Origin of the sequence: Amycolatopsis sp. WAC 01376, from assembly GCF_003947415.1 — a bacterium.
Taxonomy (GTDB): Bacteria; Actinomycetota; Actinomycetes; order Mycobacteriales; family Pseudonocardiaceae; genus Amycolatopsis.
This window is the reverse complement of sequence record NZ_QHKL01000001.1, coordinates 173,102-189,706: the sequence shown is the minus strand read 5'-3', so window position 1 is coordinate 189,706 and position 16,605 is coordinate 173,102. Positions and strand designations below refer to the sequence as shown.

The following is a 16,605-nucleotide window of genomic DNA, read 5'->3' as shown; positions in this document are numbered from 1 at the left end:
AGATGCCCAAACAGGTCAAACTCGCCGCACACTTCCCCGGCGTCAACAACACGACCGTGTGGAGCGACCCGCGTTCGGGTAGCCAAATCGACTTTTCGTCCTTCGAACATCTCGCGCGCACGGCCGAGCGGGGCAAGTTCGACTTCCTGTTCCTCGCCGAGGGCCTGCGCCTGCGCGAGCACGCGGGCCAGATCCTCGACTCCGACGTCGTCGGGCGGCCGAACACCACCACCGTGCTGGCCGCGCTCTCCGCGGTCACCACCCGGCTCGGCCTCGCGGGCACGCTCTCCTCGACCTTCAACGAGCCGTACGAGGTCGCGCGGCAGGTCGCGAGCATCGACCACCTCTCCGGTGGTCGCGCCGCGTGGAACGTCGTCACCTCACCGGACGCGTGGACGGGACAGAACTTCCGCCGCGGCGGCTTCCTGAAACGTGAGGACCGCTACCGCCGAGCCGAAGAATTCCTCGCTACCGTGCGGGAACTCTGGGACAGCTGGGCGCCCGACGCGTTGGTGGGGGACAAGGAGAACGGCGTCTTCGCGCGCGGCATCGAGCAATTCGTCCACAGTGGACCGCAGTTCGACATCCGCGGCGAGTTCACCGTCCCGAGGACCCCGCAGGGGCAGCCGATCGTCATCCAGGCAGGCGATTCCGACGAGGGCAGGGAGTTCGCGGCCAAGACCGCCGACGTCATCTTCAGCCGCCACGGTTCACTGGAGAGCGGCAAGGAGTTCTTCGCCGACGTCAAGCGACGGCTGCCCGCGTACGGCCGCGAGCCCGGCGAGCTGCTGATCATGCCCGCCGCGACGTTCGTCCTCGGCGACACCGAGGAGGACGCGCACGAGTACGCCCGTGAGATCCGCTACCAGCAGGTGCGCCCGGCCACCGCGATCCAGTTCCTCGAACAGGTGTGGAGCCGCGACCTCTCCGCCTACGACGCCGACGGCCCGCTCCCCGAGGTCGACCCGGATCCCGACGCCGAACCGCTGACCTGGGGCCGCGTCCGGCACGAGAAGGATCCGCTGGCCGTGGCCGCGAAATGGCGGGCGATCGCGGAGGAGAAGAAACTCTCGATCCGCGAACTGGTCATCGAGGTGACCGCGCGCCAGCAGTTCGTCGGCACCGCCCGGCAGGTCGCGGAGTCGATCGACGAATACGTCCAGAGCGACGCCGCCGACGGATTCGTGCTGGTGCCGCATCTGACCCCTGGTGGGCTGGACGCGTTCGTCGACGACGTCGTCCCGTATCTGCGGGAACGGGGTGTCTTCCGGACCGACTACACCGGAGACACCCTGCGGGAGAACTTGTTCAGCAGGTAGCGCCCTGGGTGCGCGCGACGTTCATCAGATATTCGCCGTAGCCGGACTTCGACAGCTTGGCGCCGAGCGCGTAGCACTGGTCCGCGTCGATGAAGCCCATCCGCAGCGCGACCTCCTCCAGACAGGCGATCCGGACGCCCGTCCGGTGCTCGAGGACCTGCACGAACTGGCCGGCCTCCAGCAGCGAGTCGTGCGTTCCGGTGTCGAGCCAGGCGAACCCGCGCCCGAGATCGATCAGGGTCGCGCGGTCCTGCCGCAGGTAGGTGAGGTTGACGTCCGTGATCTCCAGCTCACCGCGAGGGGAGGGCTTGAGGTCGCGGGCGATCTCGATCACCTGGTTGTCGTAGAAGTACAGGCCGGTGATGGCCTTGTTCGACTTCGGCTTCTCGGGTTTCTCCTCGATGGAGAGGAGCTTGCCGTCGGCGTCGATCTCGCCGACGCCGTAGCGCTGCGGGTCCTTGACCGGGTAGCCGAACAGTACGCAACCGTCGAGCGTGGTCGCCGCGGCCTGAAGCCTGCTGGAGAACCCCTGGCCGTAGAAGATGTTGTCGCCGAGCACGAGCGCGACGTCGTCATCGCCGACGAAGTCCGCGCCGATGACGAACGCCTCGGCCAGCCCGTTGGGGGCGGCCTGTTCGGCGTAGCTGAAGCTGAGCCCGAACTGGCTGCCGTCGCCGAGCAACCGCCGGAAATGCGGCAGGTCGACGGGGGTCGAGATGATCAGGATCTCGCGGATCCCGGCGAACATCAGCACTGAGATCGGGTAGTAGATCATCGGTTTGTCGTAGACCGGTAGCAGCTGTTTCGAGATCGCTTGGGTGATGGGATGCAGACGCGTCCCACTGCCCCCGGCCAGCACGATGCCCTTCATGCGATGCCCCCGCTTCGTAGCCGATCGCTCGGCCTCACACTACCGGGTGGCTCAGAACGCCGGTCCCTTCGCGAAATACGCCTTGCAGCCGAGGTTGTACTCGGTGGAGATCTGCAGCACGTTCTTCCCGCCGTCGACCGGGAGCAGTGTCGAGCTGTAGTTGGGGCAGAAGTTGTTGTGGATGCCGGTGATGTGCACCGGCGCGGGCAGCTCGTACCAGTGCCCGGCGCCGAAGTTGTCGTTGGCGAGCAGGACCTTGCCGTTCTTGCCCTGCGGGACACCGGCCGCGTTGGTGTAGATCTGCCCGACCATCACCAGCCGCACCCCGTTCGGGCCGCCGGGGAACAGCGCGATCGTCTGGGCGTGCTGGAAGTAGTTGCCGTTGGCGGTGGTGACGCGGGTGCCAGGGTCGAGGGGGTCGCCCCAGTTGGCGCCGTCGGAGGAGATCTTGAAGTACGGGTCGCAGTAGCGGTCGCGGTAGTTGCAGATTTCGTAGGCCAGGTAGTACCGGCCGTCGGGGAGACGGCGGATGATCGGCATTCCCGGCCGCACCCGATGGGGCGGGATGGCCATCGTGCGCTGCTTGGTGCCCCAGTTCACCCCGTCGGTGGAGGCGACCCGGTTCATCACCTGCGCGAACTGCGGCGCCTCGGTCTCGTCGGCGTAGTGCAGCCACAGTGTGCCGCCCGCGTCGACGGTGAACTCCGGCTCCCAGATGCCGTCGTGGTTGTGGGAGCGGGCGGCCTCGGAAAGGAAGGACCACGTGCGGCCGGCGTCGCGGCTGGACCAGATCTTGATGCCGATCCGCCGCTGCGGCCCGGCGTCCTGCCGGTAGCTCGCGGCCCACAGCAGGGTGCCCGCGCGAAGCCTGCCGACCCGCTGCGGCAGCTCGTACAGCGTCCCGCAGCACATACCGCGGCGGCCGTCCCGGTCGCGGACCTCGCCGACCTTGTGGAAGGTCTGGCCCTCGTCGGTGCTTTCCATGATCGGCGTGAACTTGCCGCTCGCGTCTTCGCTGGTCAGCGACGCCAGGATGCGCCCGCGACCGACAGAGGAGTGTTCCAAGCGGATGAGCCGGGGGTACGAGCCGTAGCCCGGCACGAGCTGTTGCCGTTCCGCGGCCTGCGCGGCGGTGAACAGGGACGCGATCACCGTGAGTGACAGCGCGAAGGCGAGTGCGGTGCTGAAACGGCGCTTCATCGTGACCTTCCTCGAACGCGATCGCCGGATTACAACACGGGCATTTGTCCCTTTAGGACTCCCTCGAAGGCGTCGCGGCGGAAACCCACGTCCGAGTGTCCTGAATCGCTCGGCCGGGTGGTCCGGTAACGCTGGGCTATCGGCCGACGAAGATCCGATGACGGGTTCGACTGGGGGGAATTACGTGATCAGGCGCTTGGGCGCGGCGTTGAGTGCCGTGCTGCTGACCATCGGACTGCCGGCCTGTTCGCCGCCGAACCTGGGCCGTGTCGTCCCGCAGGCGGCCGCTCCGGAAGGACTGCGCACACCTTCGGCGACCCCGCCGCCGACGTCCACCACCACCCCGCGGCCCGGCCCACAGTCGGAAGAGAAGCACTCGGGGAAGGGGAACGCGTCGGTCCCCATGGCCTGGCCGATGCGCATCGGCTTCGTGACCTTCGACTGCCCGAAGTGTTCCGGGCACGTCGCGGTCAACACCGAGAACGAGCTGATCGTCAACGACATCGGCCCGTACAAGGGCACGCAGTGGATCAACGACATGCCCGACCACCGGGCGAAGACGTTCACCGTCAAGGCCAACGCCGCCTGGACGCTGACCATCACCGACGAACGCGGACTGCCCGTGCTGCAACCGGGCAAACCGCTCTCGGGCAAGCGCGACGCGGTCTTCGCCGTGCCCGACGCCGTCTCGTCGGTCGCCGTCACCACCAAAGGCAACGGGAACACCGCGGTGTGGGTGCGCAGCGGCGACTACGCGGAGCTGCCCGTGAACCAGCTCGGCGACTACAAGGGCAGCGTGCCCGTGTCCGGCCCGGCCTTCGTGTCGCTGGAAGGCGACGGGACCTGGACGATCACCGCGTCGTAGACAGGACGAAGGCCACCTTCTTCCGAAGGTGGCCTTGTCGATGCGGCTGTCAGCGGTAGTTCGTGAACTGCAGCGCGATCTCGAAGTCCTTGCCCTTCAGCAAGGCGATCACGTCCTGCAGCTGGTCCTTCTTCTTGCCGGACACCCGAAGCTGGTCGCCCTGGATCTGCGCCTGGACCCCCTTGGGGCCTTCGTCGCGGATGAACTTGGCGATCTGCTTCGCCTTGTCCGACGCGATCCCCTGCAGGATCTTGCCGCCGACCTTGTAGATCTTGCCGGACAACGCCGGCTCGTCCGCCTCGAAGGCCTTGAGGGAGATGCCGCGTTTGATCAGCTTCTCCTTGAACACCTCGACCGCCGCCAGCGCCCGCTCCTCGGTCTCGGACTCGATCGCGATCGCTTCCTCGCCGGACCAGTCGATCTTGGTCCCGGTGCCCCGGAAGTCGAACCGTGTACCGAGCTCCTTGCTGGCCTGGTTCAGGGCGTTGTCCACCTCCTGGCGATCGACCTTGCTCACCACGTCGAAAGAGGGATCCGCCACGTGTTCTCACACCTCGTACTCGCTTGTCAGGAGCTTCCACCCTAGCCCTGCGGAACCCGGTTGACCGGCCCGCCATGGCATTGGGTATTCTTTCGTCTCGGCCGGGGACACCCGGCCACGGCGAGTTGCCCGAGCGGCCAAAGGGATCTGACTGTAAATCAGACGGCACAGCCTTCGGGGGTTCGAATCCCTCACTCGCCACACCAGCAAGATCGGCCCCCTGACCTGCGAAACCAGGTCAGGGGGCCGATCTTGTTATGTGCAGTTGTGTGCAGCACTGCGCGGCTGTAGGCGGCTGTCCGCCCCAAATACGCCCCAAAGCTCCCCGGGGCCTACTCGCCACCAAGAGCCCTGGTCACGCGGTCTCGGGCGGCCTGCTCTCCGCCGTCGAGGCACTTCGCGTAGACCCTCAGCAGGACAGAGAGACTGTGTCCCGCCCACTTGGCCACCCGCGTGGGCTCCACACCGCCGTTGAGCCACGTCGACACCGCAGCGTGGCGAAGGTCGTAGGGACGCTTCCCCAGCGGTCCAGCGGCCACCTCAGCCGTGAAAACCCTCTCGCGTGCCGTAGCCCACACTCGGCCGTAGACCGAGCTGCCGACGCGGCCGCCGTCGCGGGCTCCTCGGAACAGCCTGCCGTCCGGCGCGGTCCCGAACTGGCGTAGGTGCTCGTGGAGTAGGGCTGTGAGTTGAGGTGGGCACGGCACCGTCCGCTCCTCCTCTTCGGCCCGGTGCTTGAGCGGCCCCTCTTCGGATGCCTCGCCGGAGTCCGTCCATTCCTGCCCGATCTCCGGGCGCGCCCTCCTGAGGAGCAGATCTCCCCACCCTTCCTTGGGGAGGGACAGGTCAGCCTTGTTCAGGTTCGCTACCTCCTCCGGCCGGAGAGCGGCGTAGTACATCAGCCCGTAGAACGCGACCAGGGGCGGCCCCTGCTTCCCGATCGTGCCGACTGCTTTGAGCAGCATTCGCCCCTGAATCGGATTCACGACGGATTTCGGGTCCACCTCATGGACGACGAACTTTCGTTTCTTCATCTTCACGTCCTCAACCGGATTCGCCGTCAGAAGCTTTTGTTCGGGCGACATTGCGTACTCGATGGCGTTTCCGAGGGCGACGCGGCGAAGTCGAACGGTGTTGGTCGCTGCCTTCTTTCCGTCCAGCTTGAGATCCAGGGCGCGTAGAACAGTGCGCAGCGTGTCCGCATTCGCCAACTCGCCAACGTTGCGGCTCGCCTTCGCAGCGAACGAGAGAGCCTGTCGGACTTCGTCGGTTTGAGGAGCGTTCCGGGTGTTCAGGTTGAAGGCGGTCTTGAGGGCCTTTCGCAGGGTCTTGGGATCGCACGGCGGCTTCCCCTTGAGCATGGGAACCGTGATGGTCATCAGGGACTCTGCGAGAGAAGCGCGGTACTTGGGCGACGATTCCGGCCACTTCATGTCTGCGTACTCGCACGCGAACGTGAACCAAGACTTGACCTCGGTCGCGCGAAGCATTGAGACCGGTAGTGCACTCTCGGTGTCGAACGCCTCACCCTCACGGGCGGCCGTGAGCAGCTTGGAGCGGAAACTGTCCGCGAGTGCGAGGGTTTCGAAGCTTTCGCCGAATCGTTCGCCGTCGACAACCCAGCGAACTCGATAGGTTGTCTTTTGCTTCCCCTCGTACTTTTCGAGTTTCCAGATGCGGACGTCATGTGTAGTCGCCATCAGGCGGCAGCCTCCTCGCACAGGTCCAGAAAGCGTTCGTATTCAGAACGGCGGATACGGAGGTCGCCGTTCGGAAGTTTCAGGCAGCTAGGTCCGCGCCCGGTGGCGCGCCATTGCTGGAATGTCCGGCGTGAGATCTTCATTTCGGCGCAGAATTCGGCGACTGTGAGCCAGTTCGTGGTGGCCATGGTGGCGGGTTCTCCTCGCGCGGCGGTGCGTGGTGGTGGCGTGCGCGACGTGCATGGCGGTCTCCTTGACGGCTTGAGCGGGTGTTGTCGGTAACTGCGGTAACCTCGGTAACTTCGCTGGTCAGACGGTTACCGAGGGATTTTCGGCTCGGTAACCTCGGTAACCGGGTTACCGCAGTTACCGCAGCGATTTCGGCTCGGTAACCGTCTGACCTGCACGGTTACCGGGGTTACCGCAGTTACCGGGAATCCCCGGTTTCGGGCGGTGGGAGGTAGCGGGTCCAGGCGTCGGCAAGGCCGGTTTCTCCGGTGGTGCGGTAGCCCTTGGCGGTGGTGCCGTTGTGCTTGAACGCGTGGACTTCCACCCCGTACCTGCCGAGTTCCTTGGACAGGTGGCGGGCGTCGAACGGCTTGCCGTAGTAGTCGGCCCAGGGGCCTTCCTCCATCGCGTGGAGGGATTCGAGGATGACGGTGGTGGGCAGCCGTTCGGCCTGGTGCGCGGTGAAGACATCGCGGAGGTCTGCGAGCAGGCGGGTTCCGATGCTTCCGGCGCGCGGGTTGTTGTTGGCCACGAAATGTTTGCAGGCTTCGCGGGCTTTCTCCGGCCAGTCGCCTCCGGCGGCGTCGGCTAGGGCAAGCAGCGGTTCCCAGATTTCGGCGGAGCGGTCAGTGACGCCGTCGGGCATCTCGGGTTCGGCCTCGCCGACCTGTTCGGCGACGCTGCGAACCCAGTCGGCGAGCCGGTCCCGCAGGGGTTCGGCCTCGGACTCGATGCGGCGGGTCTTGAAGGGTTCGACGGTTTCGCCCGGTGCGCGGCGACGCATGTGGACGGTGATGGCGCGGGTGGTGATGGTGTCGGGCATGTGCCCAGCTATGCCGGCCAAAGCAGCGGGGGCGTAGACCTTGAACCGCTGCACTGCCATGGCCTTGGCGTCGCCGACACAGCGCGGGATCGTCGCCGACCGCTTGTATCCGGCGTTGAGCAGCGCGCGCAGGTCCTCGGTGTTGCCGGTGTTCTTCGGGTTGAAGATGGCGTCCACCTCATCGAACAGGATCGTGATCGGTGCGGCGGACACGAGCCGGAACAGCGCGGCCGGTGAGGCGGACAACGTCATCTCCGGTGAGGCCACGAGGTACTGCGCGACCTCCAGAACGCGGGTCTTCCCGCTACCGGGCTCGGCGGAGGAGAGGATAAGCCGCGGGGTGATGTAGAAGTGCTCGGCGGCGTGGGTGTGGGCGTACCAGAGCGCGAGCATCGGGGCGCAGTGCTCGGACGGGAAGACGTTGAAGCGGGACACGAACTCTCCGATCTGATCCAGGACTTCGGCGCCATCGGCGGACGTGGCGGTCGGCTCACGGGGAGGCGACACCACCCGCAGGGCGGGCACGGTCATCAGGCGGCCTTTCCTCGGGTGACAGGGTTTCGGGCACCGGCGGTCAGCCCGGCGTCCACCACGCGGACGACTTCGCGGGCGTTGGGCGGCCAGTGGGCGGAGCCGATGAGGGTTTCCCCGGCGGCGATGAGATCGGCGCGGGCGGTGGCGTGGTCGATGATTCCGGCGCCTACCTTGCGGCCGATGGTGTAGGCCGCGCTGGAGAGGACTTCGTTGTAGGTGCCTGGTGTGGCGTTGCGGACGCGGTCGCACTCCCCGGCGAGTGCAGCGGACCCGTAGCGGCTGGTGTCCGTAGAGCGGATCTCAAGCGGCCCTGAGTTGGCCGTAGAGCGCCGTTCCGCGCACACCTGGACCAACCAGCCCGGCAGTTCCACGGGGTCGGTGTCGTCGGCGAGGTCGTAGGCGCCGTTGGGGAGCACCGACCCCGGCCCCACCACGTATCCGCCTCCCGCTCGTGTGTCCACACAGGAGGTGAGTTGTCCCTGACTGTTGCGCAGCGTGGTTCCGGCCGGGGCGAGGTAGTACAGGTGCCGCCCACCGGACGGGGTGCTCACGGTGTAGGTGTCCGGGATCGGTCCGCCGCGTTCGGCGGCGAGTGCGGCGAGGGCGGTCACGCCGTCCGGGCCGCTGCCATCCTTGGGCATGTCCAGGTCCACCACGACCAACCGGGACGGCCCGGTGGCCACGCCGATGTTGAAGCGGTCGGCTGACCAGCACCGGCGGATACGGAGGGGGTCGGTGGTGGCGCGGTTCTCCCAGTCCTTCACGACGGGCTGCCGCTTGGTTCCCGGCGCGAGCGGGAACACGGCCCATCCCATCCCCGCGAGGTACAGCGCCCAGTCCAAGAGCGGGTTTCCAGCGTGCGCGGTCATCGAACTACCTTCCACAGTGGACAGTCAGGGACAGTCGGTCAGCAGCGCTTGAGGACGGCGGCGATCGCGTCGTGCTCGGCCTGGTCGACGCTCATCCGGTAGGTGGTCTTCACCCGCACCCAGTGCGCGACGTATCCGCACCGGTCTTTGGCGGGCAGCCACTTGGCGGGGTCCTGGTCACCCTTCGAGCGGTTCGACTTCGCCGACACCGCGACCAACACGTTGGGGTCGTTGGCGTAGCGGGTCCGCTGTGCCTCGGTCCAGTCGCGAGTGTGGGAGCGAGACGCTTCTTTGAGCGGCACCATGTGGTCGATGTCGACGGCTTCGGGGTCGGTGACCTTCACGCCGTCGTAGCGGCTGGTCCACTCTCCACTCAGGACCTTGCAGCCCTTGCCGGTGGTGACGTTGCGGCCCTGGGTCTTGAGGGTGTCCTCGCGCCGGTTGCAGCCCTTGCCGACAGAGTCCCAGTGGGGCCAGTCGTCACGGCTGTAGTGGGCGCCGGTGTCGGCGGGCTTCACGGCGAGCTTGGCGAGCTGCCGGGTGACGGTGGTGGCGTCGAGGGTGCCGGGGGTTCCGGTGGCAGCCGGGACCTCGCAGCCGGTGACGAACAGCGTCACGAGGGCGAGCGGGACGGCGGCGAACATGGCGCGGCCGGTGGTGTGCGTGGTCAAAGCGTGTCCTATCGTCGGTGACTGTGTGTGTCTTTTTTGGGTGCGTTGAGCTAGGGCTAGGGCCGGTGGCGATGGCGGCTAGCCGGGGTTTCCGTGGGTTTCCGCTGGTCGGCGCGGGGGTGGTCTAGGTCCCTAGAGTCCTGGTCAGAAGTTCGCGGGGTTCTAGAGTGGGGGTCTAGGTCTAGGGGCGCTCCGGTCTAGAGCGCGGAGCGCCCCTAGCTCCACTCGCCGACTACTTTCGGTTATCGCGGGCCTTGGTGAGGGCGTCGCGGGTGTAGCCGTTGCGGTTGCTGCCCTTGCCGGTTTCGGGGTCGGTGGCCCACACCTGTCCAGGCTTCACCCCGTCCGGCTTGAGTGCGGTGGCCAGGGCGGCCGGGTTCCACTTCCCGTAGGTCGACGGGCGCAGCTCGGCGAGCCGGGACACGATCACATCGGACCAGAGCTTCTCCTCGCCCTTCTCGAACACGCTCAGGACGTCGGCGAGGGTGTCCAGGCGGGCGGTCTCCAGGTCGACTTCCTCCCCGGCGGCGTAGCCAGTGATGTTGCCCAGGGCTTCGCGCTGCTTGCGGGCACCGGCAGCGATACGCTTGGCGGTCGGCCCGTCCTGGTAGACGGACCGGGTGATCTGCGCGTCCGATCCTTCGCCGCGCAGGTAGCCGATCCCCTTGTCGGACCAGGCAAAGGTGGTCGCGCGGATGCCGTTCTTGTACTGCGAAGTGCCCAGGACCATGTCGTTTTCGGTCTGCCCCATGACTTTCAGGCAGTAACGGATGGACAGGTTCGCCGAAATGTCGGTCGGGATGGCCTTCGCGTCCGGTCGCTGCGTGGCGAGGAACAGCCCGATACCCAGCGCGGGACCACGTTTCACGAGGTCAGTCGCGATTTCCTTGAGTTCGTCGCCGTGCTCAGGGTGCTCGAACCACACCTGACACTCGTCCACCCCGATGATGATCGGCGCCAACCCCAGATCCTTCCGGGACGCCAACGCGGGGGTGACCTTGTTGTCCGGGCACACGTCCTCCGGGAGGTTCCGGATCACCTTCGCGCGGCGGCGCAGTTCCTCCCGCAGGGCACGGAGTTCGACGACGGCGGTTTCGATGTCCTCGGGGTCGTCGCCGACGCCGTAGCCGTGGCAGACCTGCGCCAGAGCGGACAGGTCGCCGGTGCCCTTGAGGTCGTAGGCGTAGATCACCGAACGCGGGTCGAGGGCGGCGATGAGCAGGATTTCGCGCAGGGACACGGTTTTGCCCATGCGAGGGATGGCGCCGATGGCCCCGGAGGCGAACATGAGGGTGATGGGCACCCACCGGCCGCGCTGGTCCGTGCCGAACGGTTGCGGCTTGAACAGGTCCACCGTCGCGCCCGGCTTGGCGAGCGGCCACGGGGCCTGCTTGGTGGTGGACATGTCCTTATCCCCGACCCAGATGATCAGGCGGCCTTCGTGGATGGTCGGGTCACCCTCGGGCCACACGCACCCAAGCTGACGACGCAGGCCAGAGGAGAGCCGTTCACGGCGGTCGATGACGTCCCCGGCCGTGACGCCCGGCGGCAGGTCGATATCCGCGCGCCATCCGGGGCCGTCGCGCACGATCGGCGAGGGGAATCCGATGCCCTTGCCCTTCGCGAGGGCCTGGTTGATCCCCGCGATACCCAGCGCCCCAAGAGCGTCCTCGATCATCGACGACGTGAGCTTCGGCGCCTTCGCGCTGTCCACCGCACGTCCGGCCACGGGCTTGTCCTTCGGCGCCCCGAACCAGCCCACCAACGTCATGGCGGTGATGAGGATGGTCCAGTTCCAGAACGGCGTGACATAGGTGATGGCCAGGTACACGATCCCGATGAGGATGAGCACCCCGACCATCACCGGCGCGGACCGGCGGCGAACGGTCTCGTTGCGGGCCTCGCGCAACCTCATGTACTCGTTCACGTCGGCCCGATCCCGGGCGTCCATGCGCACCGGCTTCGACTCCGCGTCGAACACCCAGCGGTGTACACGAACGGTGCCCCGGCACAGCGCGCCCGGCGCCTTGAGTAACGCGCTCGGGACGTACACGGGCACCCGCAGCGCGTGGAACGCGGTCTGGTGTCCGGCGAGCTGCACGAGGAACTTCGCGCGGGACTTGAACTCCTCGGCCGAGAGCAGCCAGGACGCGACCAGCGGCCGGGCCTTGGCGTCGGACACGGTCTCCCACCAGGACTTCTTCACATCCTTGGGGTCCACCTTCACCGTGGAGGTGGCGGGCTCGGACTCGTCCACGATCTCCGCGTCGACGACGTCCGAGCGGACCACGGCGGCGGTGTCGCGCGGGGCCGGGATCTCCTCCGGGGCGTGGGCGGTGCCCGGCTTGAACTCCACCACGTTGCCGTTCACGACGCGGCCGTCCGGGCGTTCGTCAGAGGTGGTGTCCGGGGTCGGGTTGGGCGTGTTCACCGTTGTGTCCCTCTCGGGTTCGGGGCCGTTCGCGGATGCGGGGGTGTGGTCGGCGGTGGTGGACATCAGGCGGCCTCCTCCGAGTCGGTGCGGGCGGTGGTGGTCGGGGCTGGCACCGGCAGGACGGTGGGCGCGGTGCGGGTTTCGGCGATCAGGTCGTCGGCGACGTTCTTGGAGGTGCCGCGCGAGACCTCGGGGCAGACCTCACGCACCCAGGCCGGGGTGATCTCGATGCCGGGAGCCCATGCGGCGCGGGCCTCGGCGAGGTAATCGGCGCGTAGCTTGCGGCCCTGCTTGGCGGGCGCCTTGGCCTTGCGGGTGGTGCGGCGCGGAGCCGGGGCCGGGGAGAGTGCCGGCGTCGGCACCGTCTCGTCCGCGTCCGGGGTCTCGGCGGGTACGGCGGGGGTGACCTCGGCGGCCGGGGCCGTCTCCTGCGTATTCGCCTCGCCGGTGAAGGCGTGCCCGGCGGCCTTCATGACGGCTTCGGTGAGCTTGTCCCGCAGGACGGGCGCGGTCTCGGCGGCGAGGAACACCAGCACCGGCGGGACCGAGTGCAGCGCCACCCCCGCGACGTCGAAGTGGGTCCAGGACTTCCACGTGTTCATCACGTAGGTGGCCAGGAACGCGAACCACTTCGTCCGGTGCGCCCACCGCCCGGTCTGGACCTGGTACCGGGCGGTGATCTGCTCCGCCCGCAGCACCGCGACCAGCACGAGAGACACCATCGGATCCAGCAACCACGCGGACAGCCACGCCAGCGACCACACGGCCGCACCGGAGGCGGCGAAAGCCTGGACGTTGACCATCGTGAACGCGAGACCGAGGAAGATCCCAACCCACAACAGCACGTCGATCTGTGTGCGGACCTTCTCCACCCGCAGCGCGATCACGTCGGGGTGGTTGGCCAGACGGCGGACCTGAGCAGCCGACTCGGCATCCTGACGGAGCTTGTCCGCCTCGGACAGCGGCACGTGCTGCGCGTCCTGCGGCCCGGCAACGGTTTCGATGCTCATCAGTGACGACCTCCCCGCGTGGTGACGACCTCGGTGATGGCCATGAGCCGCACGATGGTGGCGGCGGCGAACATGGCCGGGACGATGAGCGCGATCCAGGTAGCGGTGGTGTTGCCGATCTTCACAACCACGAGCCACTGAACGAACGCGATGACGGCGGTGGCCAGGATGAGCCGGATGGTGTTGCCAGTCATGCGGGTCACCTCCCGCACGCCCTTCTGCGCCTTCGTGGCGGACTTCCGCCCGGCACGCCACACGCTGAACACACCGACCAGCGCGAGCCCACCCAGGATCATCAGGGTGTGCGTGTTCATGCGGCCACCTCCACGGCGTTGGCCATCTCGATTTCCAGGCAGGACCAGCACTGACGGGTGCTGGTCGGCATGCGGTAGTCCTTCTCCTGCGCGCAGTCCACGCAGGTGCGCAGTGCCCGGTGAGCGAACTCGAGGTTTCGCAAACGGGCGGTGCGCTGTGCCTCGCTCGGCTCCGGCCGGGTGGCCGCCGCAACCGCGGAATACAGCTCCGCCACGGTCAGACGGGCGTAGGGCTTGCGGTGGCGGAACACCAGCAACGCCAGCGGGTCCAGCCCGGCGGGCGATAGCCCGGCCGCCCGGAGTTGGGTGGTGGTGAGCAGTCCGGCCGGGGCCTCACCCCACCCGAACACTGGGAGCCCGTCCCGGGTCCCTTGGGCCAGCGCCACGAGGGTGGTGTCGCCGTCAGCGATGTGCACGACGTTCTGCTTCCTGCTCCGTACCATGAGGGGCCTTCCCGTGTAGCTACCTGCGTGGTGGTGGGGAGTCCCGGTCTGCGCGGAGCGTTCTTGGCGGTTCGAGCCGCGCAGGTCGGGGTCAGAAACAGCGGATACGGTGGAGAAGATCAGCCGGGCCGTCATGTCAGCACCGCCAGCACCAGGGCGACGGCGAGGACGCAGATCCCGACGAACAGCAGCCCGACAGCGCGGGAAATCCGCTGGTACTTCCGCACCGCGACCCCGCCGATCAGCACCACGTCCGCCGCGATGGTCTGCGCGGCCGCCGAGCTCGCCGCTTCCAGCAGCGCGGCCGGACCGTGGTAGACCGCGTGCAGCCAAGACCCCGGCGTGGGGAACTGCGAAATCCGGGGACGCAGGGCCGACAGCAGCACCAACACCGCCCCGAACACCGGAACAGCGGCCGCCCACAGCGCGACCATCGCCACCGGCGACACCGACCGCGTGGACAGCGCGACCACACCGGCCAGCACCGCAGCCACCACCGACAACAGCGCTTGCGCCTTCGTATCCGCCTTACGCAGGTCGTCCCGCACGTGCTCGTGAGCCCGCTGGACCTGCGGCAACGCCTCATCGAAGGTGTGCATCACGCGGCCTCGCCCTCAGACGACGCGGCAGCGGTGGCGTCCAGCAGCGACGGCAACGCCCGCAGCACCGTCCGGCCGCTACGGCGCTCCGAGCGGGTCGCCCGGCGGACGTCGGTAAACGAGTGCGTCACCCGCACATCCGCCGCAACAGTCGCAGCCGCCAGCTCCGCGTCAACCGACGCGATCAGCGCGTCAACCTCGCGCTCTTCGTCGGTGTACTCCAGGAAGTCCCACGCCATCGGCGCGGCAGCCTGAACAGCAGAAACATCGAACTCCAGCCCGTCAAAAGACGCTTCGGCCTGACGGCGGGAGATTTGTGCCGACCTCATCGGGTCCCCTTCGTTCGATTCCAGGTTCATCCTGGGATGTTCTCTCCATCCCGGGATGGCGTACCGAGAACTTTGCCGTCTGCATCCCGGCGTTGTCAAGTCCATCCCGGGATGAAGTTTCGAAACCTGGGATGGTGTGCGAGGATGAGGGCATGGAACGAATGGACGCGAAAGCGGTAGCTGAGCAGCTCCGGGCGGACATCCACGAGGGCAGGTTCGCGCCAGGGGAGACCTTGCCGAACACCGAGCAACTTCGAGAGCGGTTTGGCGTCGGGAAGAACGTCGTTTCCGCCGCTGTGCAGACCCTGAAGGGGGAGGGTCTTCTAGCGCCCGGCGGCCGAGGGCAGCCCGTTCGTGTTCGCGTGGTTCCGCAGAAGTTGACGCGCTCGAACATCAACTACCAGGCGGAGAAAGACCTGGTTAAAGAGCCTGAGGACGTTCGTCGGCGCCACGGCTCGGCGGAGCGGGATGCCAAGGTTGAGATCGCTGCCGTCAATGACGACAAGGTGACCTATGAGGTCGTACCCCCGCCGGACGAGGTAGCCAAGATCATGGGGCTTGCGTCGAGTGACTACGTCCTACGCAGGACTTACCTGCGGCAATATCGGGAAGGCGAGGGCTACAGCAGGATGGTTTCGTACCTGCCGTATTCGCTCGTCAAGGATCACCCGCCGCTGCTGGACTCGTCCAACGAGCCATGGCCCGGCGGTACCCTTCACCAGCTCTACACGGCAGGGGTGGAGGTGGGGAAGATCGAGGATCGCGTTTCCGCGCGCATGCCCACCGAGGAAGAGGTGGCCCTCTATGACATCCCGTTCAACGTGCCCGTGATTCCCATCCTGAAGATCAGCTACGACACGTCGGGGCGTGCGGTGGACGTGGCGGAACTCCTGACTCCGGCGGACCGAATTTCCCTGTCGTACACCACCGAGCTGCGAAAGTGGGACGAGTAAGCAATGGCAACGCCACGCTTGATCTCCGTAGTGACGGCCGTCTTTGAGGGCGGACACCACTATCTCAAGGAAGCTTACGAGTCTCTGCGGGCTCAGGAGATGCCGGAAGGCTGGTCCTGGGAGTGGTGTGTTCAGGAAGACGGCAGTAGCGGTGTGCCGAAACAAGAGCTTCCCGACGATGATCCTCGCGTCCACTACGGCACCGGTTTGGCCGGCCGCGCGGCCGTCACCCGCAACATGGCGCTATCTCAGGCGCAGGGGATCGTGATTCGCAACCTCGACGCGGACGACGTGCTGCTGCCAGGTGCACTGGCGCGGGATATCGACGCGTTGCACCGCGTCGCCTGGTGCGTCTCAGCAGGTCTTGACCTGCACGAGGATGGGACGACAACGCCTGGGCCGTACGACCCTCCCAATGGTCCGGTGGAGCCCGGCCGCTTCTACAAAGAGCAGACAGAGAACAGGCTCTCAGTGCTTGCGGCGAATGTCGCGATGCACACGGATCTCATCTGGTCCTTGGGCGGGTGGATGGCTCTCACGGGGGCCGAGACCATCGCCACGCTGTTGGCGGCAGAGGCAGTGACGCCGGGGGAGTTCATCGCCGAACCGAGCATGCTCTACCGGAAGCACCCCGCGCAGACGACGGCGGCTGAGTCGTACTGGAACCCGCAGGAGGACGAGGCGCGTAGGCGCCTCATCCAGATGCGTGTGGACGCCATTCACGCCAATGGAACGCGGTATCACCCAGGAGCGATCGATGAGGATGATCTGGTAGTCGATGTTTCTAAGCCGCCCGAAGGACGCCAGGCGCAGGGGCTCTCGCGCATGACAGGAGGTAGCGCACGATCCGAAACGTCGCTGTGAGGTGGTAACGGCTTGCAGTGCTTGACTGTGAGTAGTTT

General features: G+C 67.0%; 18 protein-coding genes and 1 tRNA gene. 5 read left to right on the top strand and 14 right to left on the bottom strand.

What is annotated here, in order from left to right:
* Positions 1-2 precede the first annotated feature (2 nt).
* Positions 3-1,319, top strand: a complete 1,317-nt coding sequence (locus DMH03_RS01000) for an NtaA/DmoA family FMN-dependent monooxygenase (protein ID WP_125790137.1) — start codon at positions 3-5, stop codon at positions 1,317-1,319.
* Here the strand turns inward: DMH03_RS01000 and rfbA are convergent.
* Entirely contained in the window at positions 1,309-2,190 is an 882-nt protein-coding gene (rfbA, locus tag DMH03_RS00995) for a glucose-1-phosphate thymidylyltransferase RfbA (RefSeq protein WP_125790136.1), read from the bottom strand. The genes DMH03_RS01000 and rfbA overlap by 11 nt on opposite strands.
* 51 nt (positions 2,191-2,241) lie before the next feature.
* Positions 2,242-3,390, bottom strand: a complete 1,149-nt coding sequence (locus DMH03_RS00990) for a sialidase family protein (RefSeq protein ID WP_125790135.1) — start codon at positions 3,388-3,390, stop codon at positions 2,242-2,244.
* 184 nt (positions 3,391-3,574) lie between these two features.
* Here DMH03_RS00990 and DMH03_RS00985 point away from each other — a divergent pair, with 184 nt between their 5' ends.
* Positions 3,575-4,255 carry a hypothetical protein gene (locus DMH03_RS00985; protein ID WP_125790134.1) on the top strand — a complete coding sequence of 227 codons (681 nt, stop codon included), beginning with the start codon at positions 3,575-3,577 and terminating at the stop codon, positions 4,253-4,255.
* Between the two features lie 49 nt (positions 4,256-4,304).
* Here DMH03_RS00985 and DMH03_RS00980 read toward each other — a convergent pair whose 3' ends face one another.
* Entirely contained in the window at positions 4,305-4,796 is a 492-nt protein-coding gene (locus tag DMH03_RS00980; protein WP_005152002.1) for a YajQ family cyclic di-GMP-binding protein, read from the bottom strand.
* Between the two features lie 119 nt (positions 4,797-4,915).
* Between DMH03_RS00980 and DMH03_RS00975 the strand changes: the two genes are divergently transcribed.
* Positions 4,916-4,997 (top strand) — tRNA-Tyr (locus DMH03_RS00975).
* A 131-nt stretch (positions 4,998-5,128) separates the two neighbouring features.
* Here the strand turns inward: DMH03_RS00975 and DMH03_RS00970 are convergent.
* The 11 genes from DMH03_RS00970 to DMH03_RS00920 all read right to left on the bottom strand — a co-directional run bounded on the left by DMH03_RS00970 (position 5,129) and on the right by DMH03_RS00920 (position 14,780).
* Entirely contained in the window at positions 5,129-6,496 is a 1,368-nt protein-coding gene (locus DMH03_RS00970; protein WP_125790133.1) for an integrase, read from the bottom strand.
* Complete coding sequence (locus tag DMH03_RS00965; protein WP_044855770.1) at positions 6,496-6,684, bottom strand: AlpA family transcriptional regulator; 189 nt, start codon at positions 6,682-6,684, stop codon at positions 6,496-6,498. Before DMH03_RS00965 ends, DMH03_RS00970 begins: the two co-directional genes overlap by 1 nt.
* A gap of 239 nt (positions 6,685-6,923) precedes the next feature.
* Positions 6,924-8,078, bottom strand: a complete 1,155-nt coding sequence (locus tag DMH03_RS00960; protein ID WP_125790132.1) for a DUF3631 domain-containing protein — start codon at positions 8,076-8,078, stop codon at positions 6,924-6,926.
* On the bottom strand, positions 8,078-8,950 hold the full coding sequence (locus DMH03_RS00955) for a bifunctional DNA primase/polymerase (RefSeq protein WP_125790131.1): 873 nt from the start codon (positions 8,948-8,950) through the stop codon (positions 8,078-8,080). Before DMH03_RS00955 ends, DMH03_RS00960 begins: the two co-directional genes overlap by 1 nt.
* A 38-nt stretch (positions 8,951-8,988) precedes the next feature.
* Positions 8,989-9,621 carry an HNH endonuclease family protein gene (locus DMH03_RS00950; RefSeq protein WP_233611218.1) on the bottom strand — a complete coding sequence of 211 codons (633 nt, stop codon included), beginning with the start codon at positions 9,619-9,621 and terminating at the stop codon, positions 8,989-8,991.
* 232 nt (positions 9,622-9,853) lie between these two features.
* Positions 9,854-12,118 carry a cell division protein FtsK gene (locus DMH03_RS00945; RefSeq protein WP_125790130.1) on the bottom strand — a complete coding sequence of 755 codons (2,265 nt, stop codon included), beginning with the start codon at positions 12,116-12,118 and terminating at the stop codon, positions 9,854-9,856.
* Complete coding sequence (locus DMH03_RS00940; protein ID WP_233611216.1) at positions 12,118-13,065, bottom strand: hypothetical protein; 948 nt, start codon at positions 13,063-13,065, stop codon at positions 12,118-12,120. The genes DMH03_RS00945 and DMH03_RS00940 overlap by 1 nt, the downstream gene beginning before the upstream one ends.
* Positions 13,065-13,379, bottom strand: a complete 315-nt coding sequence (locus DMH03_RS00935; RefSeq protein ID WP_125790129.1) for a hypothetical protein — start codon at positions 13,377-13,379, stop codon at positions 13,065-13,067. Before DMH03_RS00935 ends, DMH03_RS00940 begins: the two co-directional genes overlap by 1 nt.
* Entirely contained in the window at positions 13,376-13,795 is a 420-nt protein-coding gene (locus tag DMH03_RS00930; protein WP_233611215.1) for an RRQRL motif-containing zinc-binding protein, read from the bottom strand. The genes DMH03_RS00935 and DMH03_RS00930 overlap by 4 nt, the downstream gene beginning before the upstream one ends.
* Before the next feature lie 158 nt (positions 13,796-13,953).
* Entirely contained in the window at positions 13,954-14,421 is a 468-nt protein-coding gene (locus DMH03_RS00925; RefSeq protein ID WP_125790127.1) for a Pycsar system effector family protein, read from the bottom strand.
* Positions 14,421-14,780 carry a hypothetical protein gene (locus DMH03_RS00920; RefSeq protein WP_125790126.1) on the bottom strand — a complete coding sequence of 120 codons (360 nt, stop codon included), beginning with the start codon at positions 14,778-14,780 and terminating at the stop codon, positions 14,421-14,423. Before DMH03_RS00920 ends, DMH03_RS00925 begins: the two co-directional genes overlap by 1 nt.
* A 122-nt stretch (positions 14,781-14,902) precedes the next feature.
* On the opposite strand from DMH03_RS00920, the gene DMH03_RS00915 reads away from it, so the two are divergent.
* A complete protein-coding gene (locus DMH03_RS00915; RefSeq protein ID WP_158633056.1) occupies positions 14,903-15,703 on the top strand; it encodes a GntR family transcriptional regulator in 801 nt (266 codons plus the stop codon).
* Positions 15,704-15,706: 3 nt separating this feature from the next.
* Positions 15,707-16,567: a glycosyltransferase gene (locus DMH03_RS00910; RefSeq protein ID WP_125790124.1), complete on the top strand. Its 861-nt coding sequence runs from the start codon at positions 15,707-15,709 to the stop codon at positions 16,565-16,567.
* Positions 16,568-16,605 lie beyond the last annotated feature (38 nt).